The 13,217-nt window shown below is 32.6% G+C and carries 14 protein-coding genes; 6 read left to right on the top strand and 8 right to left on the bottom strand.

From position 1 onward, the window contains the following. Positions 1-137 precede the first annotated feature (137 nt). Entirely contained in the window at positions 138-1,289 is a 1,152-nt protein-coding gene (locus JI750_RS02155; RefSeq protein WP_201998654.1) for a sensor histidine kinase, read from the top strand. An 87-nt stretch (positions 1,290-1,376) separates the two neighbouring features. Here JI750_RS02155 and JI750_RS02160 read toward each other — a convergent pair whose 3' ends face one another. Both JI750_RS02160 and greA read right to left on the bottom strand, forming a co-directional pair. Continuing rightward, positions 1,377-1,766, bottom strand: a complete 390-nt coding sequence (locus JI750_RS02160) for an HIT family protein (protein WP_160780920.1) — start codon at positions 1,764-1,766, stop codon at positions 1,377-1,379. A gap of 62 nt (positions 1,767-1,828) precedes the next feature. After that, entirely contained in the window at positions 1,829-2,305 is a 477-nt protein-coding gene (gene greA / locus JI750_RS02165) for a transcription elongation factor GreA (RefSeq protein ID WP_026728641.1), read from the bottom strand. A 159-nt stretch (positions 2,306-2,464) separates the two neighbouring features. Between greA and JI750_RS02170 the strand changes: the two genes are divergently transcribed. Then, a complete protein-coding gene (locus JI750_RS02170; protein WP_201998656.1) occupies positions 2,465-2,881 on the top strand; it encodes a Rieske (2Fe-2S) protein in 417 nt (138 codons plus the stop codon). Positions 2,882-2,931: 50 nt separating this feature from the next. On the opposite strand, the gene JI750_RS02175 is transcribed toward JI750_RS02170, so the two are convergent. From JI750_RS02175 to JI750_RS02195, 5 genes are all read right to left on the bottom strand, one after another. Continuing rightward, complete coding sequence (locus tag JI750_RS02175) at positions 2,932-5,094, bottom strand: TonB-dependent receptor (protein WP_201998658.1); 2,163 nt, start codon at positions 5,092-5,094, stop codon at positions 2,932-2,934. 283 nt (positions 5,095-5,377) lie between these two features. Then, positions 5,378-5,782, bottom strand: coding sequence for an alternative ribosome rescue aminoacyl-tRNA hydrolase ArfB (gene arfB / locus JI750_RS02180; protein WP_201998659.1), 405 nt, complete (start codon positions 5,780-5,782; stop codon positions 5,378-5,380). A gap of 1 nt (position 5,783) precedes the next feature. Further along, on the bottom strand, positions 5,784-7,898 hold the full coding sequence (locus tag JI750_RS02185; RefSeq protein WP_201998661.1) for a DUF4301 family protein: 2,115 nt from the start codon (positions 7,896-7,898) through the stop codon (positions 5,784-5,786). Next, on the bottom strand, positions 7,859-8,482 hold the full coding sequence (pnuC, locus tag JI750_RS02190; RefSeq protein ID WP_111379299.1) for a nicotinamide riboside transporter PnuC: 624 nt from the start codon (positions 8,480-8,482) through the stop codon (positions 7,859-7,861). Before pnuC ends, JI750_RS02185 begins: the two co-directional genes overlap by 40 nt. 23 nt (positions 8,483-8,505) lie before the next feature. Then, entirely contained in the window at positions 8,506-9,231 is a 726-nt protein-coding gene (locus JI750_RS02195) for a phosphoglycerol geranylgeranyltransferase (protein WP_201998663.1), read from the bottom strand. Between the two features lie 94 nt (positions 9,232-9,325). Between JI750_RS02195 and JI750_RS02200 the strand changes: the two genes are divergently transcribed. The 3 genes from JI750_RS02200 (at position 9,326) to JI750_RS02210 (ending at position 10,687) form a co-directional block, all read left to right on the top strand. Further along, positions 9,326-9,922 (top strand): Crp/Fnr family transcriptional regulator, encoded by a 597-nt coding sequence (locus JI750_RS02200; RefSeq protein ID WP_201998665.1) that lies wholly within the window; start codon positions 9,326-9,328, stop codon positions 9,920-9,922. Between the two features lie 82 nt (positions 9,923-10,004). Next, on the top strand, positions 10,005-10,292 hold the full coding sequence (locus tag JI750_RS02205) for a hypothetical protein (protein ID WP_111379304.1): 288 nt from the start codon (positions 10,005-10,007) through the stop codon (positions 10,290-10,292). Next, positions 10,289-10,687 (top strand): group III truncated hemoglobin, encoded by a 399-nt coding sequence (locus tag JI750_RS02210; protein WP_201998667.1) that lies wholly within the window; start codon positions 10,289-10,291, stop codon positions 10,685-10,687. The genes JI750_RS02205 and JI750_RS02210 overlap by 4 nt, the downstream gene beginning before the upstream one ends. Positions 10,688-10,828: 141 nt before the next feature. On the opposite strand, the gene JI750_RS02215 is transcribed toward JI750_RS02210, so the two are convergent. Beyond that, positions 10,829-11,479 carry a 4'-phosphopantetheinyl transferase family protein gene (locus JI750_RS02215; protein ID WP_201998669.1) on the bottom strand — a complete coding sequence of 217 codons (651 nt, stop codon included), beginning with the start codon at positions 11,477-11,479 and terminating at the stop codon, positions 10,829-10,831. A gap of 317 nt (positions 11,480-11,796) precedes the next feature. Here JI750_RS02215 and ahcY point away from each other — a divergent pair, with 317 nt between their 5' ends. Further along, on the top strand, positions 11,797-13,113 hold the full coding sequence (gene ahcY / locus JI750_RS02220) for an adenosylhomocysteinase (RefSeq protein ID WP_201998671.1): 1,317 nt from the start codon (positions 11,797-11,799) through the stop codon (positions 13,111-13,113). Positions 13,114-13,217: the final 104 nt, after the last annotated feature.

The following is a 13,217-nucleotide window of genomic DNA, read 5'->3' on the forward strand; positions in this document are numbered from 1 at the left end:
ATTTTAGCAGCTACAAAAGTATTGAAATGGTTTAATTCGAAGAAATAGTTTTGCAGATAAAAACGAAAAAATCTTTCTATCTCGGCAAAATATAAAATGTGTATATTTCGTTATATTTATACCTCAAAAAAACTGATATGTCTTTTTCTGAAAGAACAAATACAACCCGCTGGATTATTATTTCGGTATGTTTTATAATCATTTCTCTAATTCTTTGGAACACTTATACTTTCTTCCAAATATTTAAAAATGAGGAACGTTTGAAAATGAACCTTTTTGTGAAGGCTCAAATTTCAATAGTTAATGCTGATGAAAATACTGATGTAGAGCTTCCTCTTCAAATTTTCAACAACAACACTTCGATTCCGGGTATAATAATGTTGTATGATAAAGTGGTAAGCGCGGTGAATGTTCCTGACGAAATTCTTAATGATAAGAAAAAAAGAACTGCTTTCTTAAATAAACTAAAAAATGAAAATGAGCCAATCACTTTCGAATATGCTCCAGGAAAATACCAAACTTTATATTATGGTAACTCTTCATTACTGAATAAACTCAAATATTATCCGATCGCGCTACTTCTGATTATATTTTTATGCATTGCCTTAATTTATAACTTCTATAAAAGCACCAAAATGGCAACCCAAAACAAACTTTGGGCGGGAATGGCGAAAGAGACAGCACATCAGATTGGAACACCGCTATCTTCATTAATTGGTTGGGTTGAAATATTAAAAACCGAAGATATAGATCCGTCAATTAGCACTGAAATTGAAAAAGATATTGAGCGTTTGCAAACCATTACTGATCGTTTTTCTAAAATTGGCTCAGTACCTGTTTTAGAACTTCATGATATTGTAGAAGAAACTAAAACGGCTTATGAGTATCTGCAATCTCGTTTTTCTAAACAAGTTACTTTTTTGTTTAATGCTCCCGATTCTCCTATTTTAGGAATGATAAATCCAACATTACATAGCTGGACTATCGAAAATTTGGTTAAAAATGCTATTGACGCGATGAAAGGAAAAGGAACTCTGGATCTTCAAATTGAGCAAGATACGCATCAGGTAAAAATTAACATTAAAGATTCGGGTACTGGAATTCCTAAAAAACAGTTTAAAACTATTTTTGAAACTGGATATACCACAAAAAAACGCGGTTGGGGACTTGGACTTTCTTTAACTAAAAGAATTGTCGAGGAATATCACAATGGAAAAATAAAAGTACTGAATTCTGAAATTGGGAAAGGAACTACTTTTCAGATTTCATTAAATAAAAAAGTGCAGTAAATTTATTACTGCACTTTTTTGTTTTTTTTATAGTTTTCTAACTTCACAAAGGCTTAGACATCGCTCAGCCTGATATGCATAAAATCTTTACAAATTTGATTGAATATCTTTTGCTAAAGCTTCAAACTCTTCTTTTGAAAGTGAAACTTTATCAATAAAACGCATTTCGTCCATATGGTTTAATGGGATCAAATGCACGTGTGCGTGAGGCACTTCAAGTCCAACAACCGCAATTCCGATTCTTTTGCATGGAACTGTCTTTTCTAAAGCTGCAGCTACTTTTTTAGAGAACTTCATTAATCCTAAATACAATTCCTCATCCATATCAAAAATCTTATCGATTTCTTGTTTTGGAATACAAAGCGTGTGTCCTTTTGCGTTTGGATTTACATCTAAAAATGCTAAATAGTTTTCGTCTTCAGCAATTTTATAAGCTGGAATTTCTCCATTTACTATTTTAGTGAATATTGAACTCATTGTTTATTCGTTTATTTGGTTAATCGTTTAACCGATTTAACGATTAAACGGTTAAACTAAAGTTAGTCTCTTGAGATTTCTAGAATTTCAAATTTCAAAACTCCATTTGGAACTGTAATTTCAGCTACTTCTCCAACAGATTTCCCTAATAAACCTTTCCCGATAGGAGAAGTTACAGAGATTTTCCCTGTTTTTAAATCAGCTTCGCTTTCAGCAACAAGCGTATACTTCATTTCCATTCCATTGCTTTGGTTTTTGATTTTCACATTCGATAAAACCAAAACTTTAGAAACATCTAATTGAGATTCGTCAATTAATCTTGCATTTGCATATACTTCTTCAAGTTTAGCGATTCTCATTTCTAATAAACCTTGCGCTTCTTTTGCTGCATCATATTCTGCATTTTCAGACAAATCACCTTTATCTCTTGCATCTGCAATATCTTGAGATGCCTTTGGACGCATTACACTCTTTAAATGCTCCAATTCATCTTTTAATTTTTTTAATCCTTCAGCTGTATAATAAGATACTTTACTCATAACTTCATCGTTTATATAAATACAAAAAATCCCATCGCGACGGGATTTTCTTACCACAAATATACTATAATTTTTAATAGTACATAATTATATGTTAATCATATATAGATTTCAAATCTAAATAAATTATTTTTGTTTTAACTAATTCTTATTCAAATAATGAAAAAAATCTGGTTCTTTATCGCATTTACTGCAGTTTTATTCGCTTGCAGTGACAATAACAGAAGCAATAACAATCCGAACATTCCTAACTATTCGGTAAATGCTTATCTCGACACTAATCTTCCAACATACAACAAATTAATGTATCCGAGTAATCCAGTATACGTTGCCAATTATGGAGCAAAAGGAATTATTGTGATGAAAACTGGCGAAGGAACATATACCGCTTTTGATGCCGCTTGTCCGAATCAAGCTTTAAATTCTTGTACCGCAATGACAATTGATGGAATTTATGCGGTTTGTTCTTGCGACAAAACACAATATAATTTATTTACAGGACTTGGCGGAAAAGAATATCCGATGAAACAATATCGTGTCGAATCTTCTGGAACTGTTATTCACGTATACAACTAAAAACAAAAAAGCCTGAAAGTACTTTCAGGCTTTTTTGTTGTCTAACTTAATTAGAATTTCAAATTCAAACCAATTAAGAAATTTGTTCCCGCTTGTGGATAATAGTACGGATAAACATCCCACATTGCTCCATTTGAAACATATTTTTTATCGAAAATATTATTCACCAAAGCTGTAATCGTTATAGATTGAAAAATCGTTTTTGGCTTTATTTCGTACGATGCATTAAAATCATTTACAAAGTAATCTGCCAATTTAGCTGCCGGAAGCTCAATATTGTTCATATATTGTTCTCCAACATATTTTTGCAATAATGAAAGATATAATCTTTCTATCGGCTTATACACAATCACGTTTCCTGCAATTACTTCTGGAGAATAAGCAATTTTAGTTGTTCCGTAAAATTCGCCATCAACAGCCAAATCTACATTTTTGTTGCTGCTTAAAGTAAAGTTTGGTCTTAAAGTAAATTTATCAGAAAGTGCAATTGTTGCATCAAATTCAAAACCTAAACGGTAACTTTTCTCTGTATTCGCACGAATCGGATTTCCAACATCGTCTAATCTTCCCGTTAAGATCAACTGGTCTTTGTATCCCATGTAATATACATTAGAATTCAATTGAAATTTCTCTGAATTGAATCTCCATCCTAATTCAAAATCATTCAGCTTTTCTGGTTTTACATTTCCGCCTTCGTAATCTGTTCTATTTGGTTCACGATTTGCTCTTGCGTAAGAGAAATACAAAGTGTTTTTTTCATTGAAAGCATAATTCAAACCAGCTTTTGGATTAAAAAAGTTGAAAGTATCATCTACTAAACCAGTTTCTGCACTATTGGCTTTGTAATGAACTCTTCTGTATTGCAAATCTCCATAAAAACTTAATTTTTCTGTGAATTGATAATTGGCTTTAGCGAAAATATTACCATCTGTTTTTGATGAATAATCGTCGTAATAATGATCTCCTAATTCAGATTGTGAAGCGTATCTTGCCCAAATTACTTTTCCGAAATGATCGCCTTCATATTTATTCCAACCTCCACCTAAAATAACATTTAGTTTTTCTGTTACATATTTAGCAGAAAAAGTAGTTCCGTAAAAATCATTATCTAACCATTTCTGACGAATTAAATCAGTTTCTGTAACTGTCCCAACTGGATTTAAGCCATAATCAGCCATATCAGAATCTTCTTTGTAGTTTTCATAATATCCTTTACCTTTCGTATAATGAAATGCTAGGTTTGTGCTCCATTTATCAGAAATAGATTCGCTCCAGTGCAATTGATAATGATCCTGGTTATAATTATCGGTTTCATTATCATAGAAACGTACATTTCCTGCTTCATCTGTATACATTCCTGCCGAATTGAAAGTGCGGTTTTCATTTAAAGTTTCCCCATCGATTCCGTTCCAAGATTGATACGTTTTTTGAGTTCCTCCAAAAACTAACGCTTTAATTAAAGTTGTTTTACCAACGTAAGTTCCTTGCAAGAAATACGATTTTAAATCTGCACTTCCACGATCAATGTATCCATGTGTTTTTATTGTAGACAAACGACCTGCAATTTCAAAATGATCATTTAATAAACCAGTACTAAATTTTACTGTGTTTTTAAAAGTATTGAAAGATCCAGCAGAACTTGAGATTTCGCCAGTGGCTTTATTAGCATAACTATCCGTTAGCATATTTAAACTTGCACCAAAAGCACCTGCTCCATTTGTAGATGTTCCAACGCCGCGCTGCAATTGAAGACTTTCTACAGAAGAAGCAAAATCAGGCATATTTACCCAAAACGTTCCCTGACTTTCTGCATCATTATAAGGTATTCCGTTTATGGTTACATTTACACGAGTAGCGTCGCTTCCACGAACTCTGATTCCAGTATAACCAACACCGTTACCAGCGTCTGAAGTTGTTACAACCGAAGGAAGATAATTCATCAGAACCGGAATATCCTGACCTAAGTTTCTATACTTGATTTCCTTTTTATCCATATTACTAAAACTCACTGGAGTCTTAGAAGTAACACGAACTGCAGAAACCAATACATCATCAAGCTGATTCACTTTGGTAGAATCCTGCTGCTGTGCAAAAGAACAAAAAGTAAAGAAAATAGATAAAAGAGTAAAGAAAATCGATTTGGTTCTATTAAGATTTTCAACCTTAGAACCTTTAAACCTTAGTGCCTCAGCACCTAAAAAATTAGTTTTCATTCGTAAAGAATTACGAATAAAAGGGGGAATTATTCTTTTGTTAAATTAATAAATGTGTTTCCCGACAAAATAAAGTGTGCACGCTCGATAGTGTCGTTTTCCCTTAGCAACATTACTCGCTCAGGTTCTTTGGGTATGATCTCAGCTCGTTATTTAGAGCACCCCTTTGAGACAATGCAAATGTAATGTTAAAATATTTAAAACTCCAAAAAAGAAATTCCAAATTCCAAACACTCGCTTTTTCATGAATAACTTTGAAATTTGGAATTTTAAAACTTGAAATTTATTCCAAGTTTGGTTTTCTTCGAGATTGCTTTAATTCAGAAACATTCTTTTTGTCTTTGATTCTTTTCCTAATTACCGCTTTTGGAATTTTTGTTGCTTTCCTAACTTTAGGAACATAAAGTCCTTTTTTGATAATTTCCAGAAATCGTTTGGTTACAATTTCTTTGTTTTTAAGCTGACTTCGGTCTTCTTCGCAGTTTAAAATCAAGATATTTTCAGAAGTCAACCTTGCTGCTATATTTTCTTGCAATAGTAATTTTTCGTCTTCAGACAAAGCTTGAGAAGCATTTAAATCAAAATTCAGAACTACCTTAGACGAAACTTTATTCACGTTTTGCCCACCAGAACCGCTGCTTCTAACGGCCTTAAAGCTTAACTCAGCTATGATTTTTTCTGAATCCATACTATTGTGGCTGATGTGCCGCTTTTAATAAATCGTTTACTGTTTTTACCGGATTAAAAGTAATCAAAGGAACAGCCACAAAAATAGTAAGCCAATTTGCCATTGAACCATTCCATAATCCTGGTAATTCATAATTTTTGACAGGTTTGCCATCAACACTTTTTTCTACAATAAAACCAGTTTTTTGATCAACAAACTCTAGTAAATCAAACCTTTCATCTTTGTAATTTTTAATTCCGCAAACTAAATCTACTGGATTAAAATGTGTTGCCTCTGCCAAGATTTTTTCTTGCTTTTTATCCTGAAGATCAATTTGAGATGTTTCTACAATTTGCAACGATTTTATTCCCTTTTTATTCATAACCCAAAAAGGACCTCCACCTGGCTCACCTTCATTTTTAACCATTCCGCAAACACGAATTGGCCTGTTTAAAAGTTCTTTAAGTTTACTTATCTTATTTTCAAAAGTAAATTTATTGAAATCTGTTGTCATCTCAACATTAAAGTCTTCTTCCAAAAAATGAAGCATGTCTTCAACATCATTTTCTTTAATTTTTCCTTGGTCAATTAACCTTAGATTTTCAAAAACTTTCTGCTGCATTTCGATCAAAATACCAGCCAGAGCTTTTTTATATAATGTAATTTGATCAATATGATTTTGAATTACATTATCTATATTTTTAATAAAAATTATATCTGCATCGAGATTATTAAGATTCTTAATTAAAGCTCCATGTCCTCCCGGTCTAAAAATCAGACAACCATCTTTGTCTTTTACTAATTTATCTTTTGCATCAACTGTAATAGAATCTGTACTTTTACTTTGATAAGAATATCCAATATCGATCTTAATTCCTGACGGTTTTTCAATTTTGTCTTTTACTTCAATAACTGCTTTTTCAAACAATTGCTGATGTATTTCTGAAACTGTAAAATGCAAATTAGAAACATTTTTAGAAGAAGCATAATGAACACATTCATTCAAATGTTCCTCTATCGGATTGGCAATATGAGTACTATATTGATGAAAAGGTAAAACAGCTTTTGGCTTATTTGCAGAACTGAAATATTCTGTCGACAGCAGTGTTTTTATAAAATAATAATTCTTATAGTCCCTTTCTAGAGTCTCAAAATCTGGATAAATTTCTCTTAACTTTTTATCTACTGTTTCAAAAAATGGAAACTTCTCCATACCAACAATAAAAATAGCAAGCTCTTTGTCATTTTTTCTGTTGATATAAGCATTTATGGTTTCTTTTTTAATGTCAAAATCATTCAGAAACGCCGTTAAAAACTTATACATTCTTGTTGCGGCACCAGAAGCGGGAACAAATTTTTTAATTTTAAATTTATCTTTCTGCTCATCAAAAAATAAAGCTTTTTGCTGAAATTCGTTATCAGATAGATTTAGAATACCGTCATTTATCGTGGCTGGTCTTATGAGATTACTTTTAGCAATTCCCTTTTTAAAACTTTTTAACTGTTTTAAAATAGCTTCAAATGAAATCCCTCTATTGTAGATTTGCACAAAATCATTTGGAGAGAAATCATGCTCTTTAGCAATAGTCAAATTATCAATAATCGCCGTTGCTTTTGCCAATCTTGTCTCTTTATCTCCAGATAAAATTATAAAAGGCTTTTTGGTATCTATTAAAGTCTGTTTAAAAACAGAAAATACAGTTTCTCTTCCTTCAGGAGTATCACGAATATCGTCTTTCTCCCAAGGAACATCTATGTCCGTCAAGAAAAACAAATCGTATTCATGTTTTAGCGCTGCTTCATTTAAAAGCGGATCACAAAAACCATAATACATTTCAGAAAATACTTTGGTTACCATTAAGTTGGTATCGCAGAACAAATATTTCTTAGCATTTGCCAACTTTTCGTTTTCTAACGCTGTCTGCCCATACGCAATTGGCATCATATCATCGGCTACACAAATATGCTTATTCTCTTCCCATTTTTCTTGTAGATAGTCGCGTGCAAACTCGGGAACCCATTCGGTTTCGTAGTAATCTGCAAGCTGTTTTGCTAAGGTTGTTTTACCTGTACTTTCAGGACCAAACAAAGCAATTTTTATGATGGTTGTTTTTTGCTGTCTAAGATCTTTCTCCATTCTAAATAAGCTGAAATAGCCAAAATTGTAAAAATTATATACTGAAGTGAAAGCATCCCTAAGCCACGATACGCGTAGAGAGGCACAACAATAATATCACCAATAATCCAAAGTGTCCAGTTTTCTATTTTTTTTCTGGCCATATACCACATTCCTGCAAAAAATATTCCAGACGAAATCATATCAACATAATTGTCTTTATGAATTTCGTAATCAAAATATTTATAAATGCCGAAAACTACAAAAACAGTCACAATAAACAGTAAGATTCCGATTATTTTTTCATTAAAATTTGTACGGGTAATAGGTAGATTATCTTCAGCAGTTCCTCCTTTTGCCCAAACATACCAACCGTAAATACTCATTATAGAAAAATAAGCATTAATAATCATGTCTCCTATATAACCGGCAACATAAAGAAGATATACCGATATTGCCGTAGCAATTAATCCTGTTGGATATACCCAAATATTTTCTTTTTTAGCAAACCAAACACTTAAAATTCCGCAGACAAATACCAGGAACTCCAATGCAATATGCCATAACGGTGCATTTTTATAACTTTCTAAAAAAAAATCTATCATGAAAACATGGTATTTGGCGTTTATTATTCAAAAAAATGACTGTTGTTTTCAAAAGCAGTTCCAATAACAACCAAATCTGCACCAGCCTGATAGGCTTTTTGAATTCCTTGCAAATCTACAATTCCTCCTCCAACAATAACAGGAATTTGAATGTTTTGAGAAATAAGTTCAATCATTTCTGTTGGAACGGACTGTTTAGCGCCACTTCCCGCTTCTAAATAAATCAACTGATTTCCTAACATTTCTCCTGCTTGTGCTGTCGCCAAAACCAAATCAAGATTTTCGCGACTTAAGGGTTTTGTTTTACTTACACGAGCAACAGCGGTTTCGTTACCGCTTTCTATCAAAATATAACCTGTAGAAATAACCTCAAGATTAGTTTTTTTAAGAATTGGAGCGGCCTGAACCTGATATTCAATCAAATAATCTGGATTTCGGCCAGACAATAAGGATAGAAACAAGATACCATCTGCTTTTGGTGAAATCTGAGAAGGATCTCCAGGAAACAAAATAACTGGCAGAATTGTCTTTTGTTTTAATGCAGTAATTAATTCTTCTAAAATATTGTTCTGAACAATACTTCCTCCTACAAAAACATGAGTTGCGGGCGACTCATTAATTTTTTCAATTAAATGATCTACTTTTTCCAATACGATTTTATCAGGATCCAAAAGCACCGCCAGTAGTTTTTGACCGTTGCTTTTAGCTTCTAAAATCTGTTGTCTAATAGTGAGTATTTGTTCTTGCATACAAGGTGTAAAAGTAAAAGATTTTTAATGCAGAAGAACTATTTTGAATGAATTATATTTGTTCAACGTCTTTTGATAACGTAAATAACATATTATGATTACAGTTGAATTACTAGAAAAGTACGGAGTTATAAAAAAATCATTTGATAAAAATGATATCATTTTAGAAGAGGGGAATCTTCCATCGCACTATTACCAGATTATTTCTGGCGAAGTAAAAATGAGTAATTATAATGATGATGGACGTGAATTTATACAAGGCATTTTTTATAACGGGCAATCTTTTGGAGAACCCCCATTATTCTTAAATCAAAAATATCCAGCAAATGCAATAGCTGTAGAAAATACTGAGATTTTCATTCTTCCAAAAGGAAACTTCATGAAACTTTTAGAGGAAAATCCAAAAGTGAGCATCAAAATAATAGAAAATCTAGCGCAGAGATTGTATTATAAATCGGTAATGGCGGCAGAAATTTCGACACACGAACCCGAACATCGCGTATTGAAGCTAATAGATCATGGTATTGCCTATTTTAATTTTCAAAAAGATAAAAATGGGTATTTGATTAATTTTACCAGACAACAAATTGGAGATTTGACTGGTTTACGCGTTGAAACCGTCATTAGAGCGATAAAAGCATTAGAAAAAAAAGGCGAATTGAAGATTATTAACCGAAAAGTATACAGATAAAAAATTTTCCGTTTTATGATTAAAATCATAAAATGGAGTACTATTGTGGGTGTAATTTTGTTGGTATAAAAAACTGAATATCATGACACTATACCAAACAACATTCGACATTTTCAATAGAAACTATATGGGCTCTGCTGCAATGGCAGTAATTGGACAAAGCTGTTTAGGAGGCGCTGCAGCTATGTATGTTTTAGCCAACGGAACTTCAATTCCGCAAATGATCCAACTAGGAATTATTGTTTTAGCTTGTGTTTTCGCAAATACATCTATCTTGGCACAAATGAAACATAAAGTAGTTTTCAATCTTATTATGCTAAGCACATTTTTAAGTTTGTTCTTTATACTTTTAAATAGTTTAATTCTATGAGAAAACAAATAGAAAATAGAGCAGATGTTTCCTTTTTGGTTCATCAGTTTTATACTAAAATAAGAGCCGATAAAGAAATCGGCTTTTATTTTAATGAAATGATTTCTGATTGGGATGCGCATCTCGAAAAACTGACTGATTTTTGGGAAACCAACCTATTTGGTGTTCGCAAATACAAGGGAAATCCGCATGCTGTCCATAATGAAGTTGACGCTCATTTTGATGAGAAAATCACAACAAACGAATTCGGAATCTGGTTGAATCATTGGTTTCAAACCATTGACGAACATTTTGAAGGGGAAAATGCCGAAACACTAAAAAGACGCGCCCGTAAAATGAGTACTTTTCTGTACATGAGTATGTTTCAGCATAGACAAAAAGAAAGCGAGATTTAAAATTCTTTTATTTAAAAGGCTTACGATTTACTTTGCGGAGTTTCTTGCGAAGATTCCTCGTTCCTCGGAATGACAAATTTGAAAATAAATCTTAAAATTTGGAATTTGGAATTTGGAATTTGGAATTTTTATATTAAAACGTTATTTCTCAAAAGCATAAACCAAAGTAAAAGTTCCTTCAAAATTATCAGATTTGACTTCCTGATAATGCACATCGAAATCTTTAACTAAATCATCAAAATGAAGACTTGCCTGCGTTTGGGTTTTATCTAAAGAAAAGTTGTCTACATTAATATGATCTTTAAAACTTATACCTTTTTCATTTCTTATTTTAAAGATCGCCTCTTTGGCTCCCCAGATAACGGTAAGTTTTTTTATGTATTCTTCTGTAAAGTTCGGTTCTAGATAATCACATTCATAATCGGTGAATTTATCTGCAATTCTCTGAATCTTTTCTCGTTGCAATTCCATATCAATTCCAACCTTTTCTTTGCTTATAATTATCGCAGCAAAATGGTAAGAATGTGTAATTGAAATATGATTATCACAATCGAAATAAGGTTTCCCGAATTCGTCATAATGCAGATCTTTATCTGTAAACCCCATTTCTTGAATCAGCATTCGTACACTTAGGAAAGCACGCTGATGCATCTGTGATTTCATTCCATCCAGTCTGCGCTGTGTCTTTTCTTTCAGGGTAACGCGACTATACAATTCTTCAAAAGATTCGGTTATTTCCCAAATTAGGATTTTAGTATTTTCGTTGAATTGTATGGTCTGAAATAAAGGCATTACTTTTTAATTATAAATGGTAAATGATTAATTATAAATGTTTGGTGGTAAATTTTAAACCATACAAGTCATTTAAGAAAATATAACTGCTGGCTTAAAGAATGCATTAGTAAATATAAGCAATTCGCGACAAAGGTAATAGTTTCAGAATCTTTTTTAAATGAACTTACATCAGTTATATGGTTAAAAACAATTTTAAGAGTAACATTCTAGAGATTAAGAAATTAAAGATTTCACAAATCTGATAGAAATTAGTAAAAATAAAAAGCTATTCCTTAAATTTGCAAAAAATTTACAATTATACAAATATAATATAAATGAGTACTACAACTACGCCTTACGTGGCTTTCAAAGTAAAAGACATTTCTCTAGCGGCTTGGGGAAGAAAAGAAATTGAACTAGCTGAAGCTGAAATGCCAGGTTTAATGGCACTTCGTGCTGAATACAAAGACGAACAACCATTAAAAGGTGCTCGTATTGCTGGATGTTTGCACATGACGATTCAAACTGCTGTTTTGATCGAAACTTTAATTGCTCTTGGTGCAGAAGTTACTTGGTCTTCTTGTAACATTTTCTCTACTCAAGATCAAGCTGCTGCTGCTATTGCTGCTGCTGGAATTTCTGTTTACGCTTGGAAAGGTTTAAATGAAGAAGAATTTGACTGGTGTATTGAGCAAACTTTATTCTTTGGTGAAGACAGAAAACCATTGAACATGATTCTTGATGATGGTGGAGATTTAACTAACATGGTTATTGATCGTTACCCAGAATTGGTTCCTGGAATTAAAGGTCTTTCTGAAGAAACTACAACTGGTGTTCACAGACTTTACGAAAGAGTAAAAGCTGGAACTTTACCAATGCCTGCTATCAACATTAATGACTCTGTTACTAAATCTAAATTTGATAACAAATACGGATGTAAAGAATCTGCTGTAGATGCTATTCGTCGTGCAACTGACTTAATGTTAGCTGGAAAAAGAGTAATCGTTTGTGGATATGGTGACGTAGGAAAAGGAACTGCTGCTTCTTTTAGAGGTGCTGGCTCTATCGTAACAGTTACTGAAATCGATCCAATTTGTGCTTTACAAGCTGCAATGGACGGTTACGAAGTGAAAAAATTAGATACTGTAATTGCTAATGCTGATATCATCATTACAACTACAGGAAATAAAGATATCGTGGTGGGAAGTCATTTCGAGAAAATGAAAGACAAAACTGTTGTTTGTAACATCGGACACTTTGATAACGAAATCGACATGGCTTGGTTAAACAAAAACCACGGTGCTTCTAAAATCGAAATCAAACCTCAGGTTGACAAATATACTATCGCTGGAAAAGATATCATTATCTTAGCTGAAGGTCGTTTGGTAAACCTTGGTTGTGCTACAGGTCACCCAAGTTTTGTAATGAGTAACTCATTTACAAACCAAACTTTAGCTCAAATCGAATTATGGAACAACAGCGCTGCTTACAAAAACGAAGTTTACATGTTACCAAAACATTTAGATGAAAAAGTTGCTGCTTTGCACTTAGCTAAATTAGGCGTTGAATTAGAAACTTTACGTGAAGATCAAGCTGCTTACATTGGTGTTGAAGTTCAAGGTCCATTCAAACCAGAGTACTACAGATACTAATCTATTTTAGATTTAATCCCGATAGCTATCGGGAGTAGATCTTAGATTTAATTACATATTTCAAACCCGACAGGTTTTAAAAACCTGTCGGGTTTTGTTTTTAA

It is taken from the genome of Flavobacterium tagetis (genome assembly GCF_016735615.1).
GTDB lineage: Bacteria > Bacteroidota > Bacteroidia > Flavobacteriales > Flavobacteriaceae > Flavobacterium > Flavobacterium tagetis.

What these genes read in the sequence shown, in the direction of transcription:
- JI750_RS02175 (WP_201998658.1), bottom strand. Translation starts at nt 5,094, where the DNA reads ATGAAAACTAATTTTTTAGGTGCTGAGGCACTAAGGTTTAAAGGTTCT.
- pnuC (WP_111379299.1), bottom strand. Translation starts at nt 8,482, where the DNA reads ATGATAGATTTTTTTTTAGAAAGTTATAAAAATGCACCGTTATGGCAT.
- JI750_RS02170 (WP_201998656.1), top strand. Translation starts at nt 2,465, where the DNA reads ATGAAAAAAATCTGGTTCTTTATCGCATTTACTGCAGTTTTATTCGCT.
- JI750_RS02160 (WP_160780920.1), bottom strand. Translation starts at nt 1,766, where the DNA reads ATGAGTTCAATATTCACTAAAATAGTAAATGGAGAAATTCCAGCTTAT.
- JI750_RS02155 (WP_201998654.1), top strand. Translation starts at nt 138, where the DNA reads ATGTCTTTTTCTGAAAGAACAAATACAACCCGCTGGATTATTATTTCG.
- ahcY (WP_201998671.1), top strand. Translation starts at nt 11,797, where the DNA reads ATGAGTACTACAACTACGCCTTACGTGGCTTTCAAAGTAAAAGACATT.
- JI750_RS02200 (WP_201998665.1), top strand. Translation starts at nt 9,326, where the DNA reads ATGATTACAGTTGAATTACTAGAAAAGTACGGAGTTATAAAAAAATCA.
- JI750_RS02195 (WP_201998663.1), bottom strand. Translation starts at nt 9,231, where the DNA reads ATGCAAGAACAAATACTCACTATTAGACAACAGATTTTAGAAGCTAAA.
- JI750_RS02185 (WP_201998661.1), bottom strand. Translation starts at nt 7,898, where the DNA reads ATGGAGAAAGATCTTAGACAGCAAAAAACAACCATCATAAAAATTGCT.
- JI750_RS02210 (WP_201998667.1), top strand. Translation starts at nt 10,289, where the DNA reads ATGAGAAAACAAATAGAAAATAGAGCAGATGTTTCCTTTTTGGTTCAT.
- greA (WP_026728641.1), bottom strand. Translation starts at nt 2,305, where the DNA reads ATGAGTAAAGTATCTTATTATACAGCTGAAGGATTAAAAAAATTAAAA.
- JI750_RS02215 (WP_201998669.1), bottom strand. Translation starts at nt 11,479, where the DNA reads ATGCCTTTATTTCAGACCATACAATTCAACGAAAATACTAAAATCCTA.
- arfB (WP_201998659.1), bottom strand. Translation starts at nt 5,782, where the DNA reads ATGGATTCAGAAAAAATCATAGCTGAGTTAAGCTTTAAGGCCGTTAGA.
- JI750_RS02205 (WP_111379304.1), top strand. Translation starts at nt 10,005, where the DNA reads ATGACACTATACCAAACAACATTCGACATTTTCAATAGAAACTATATG.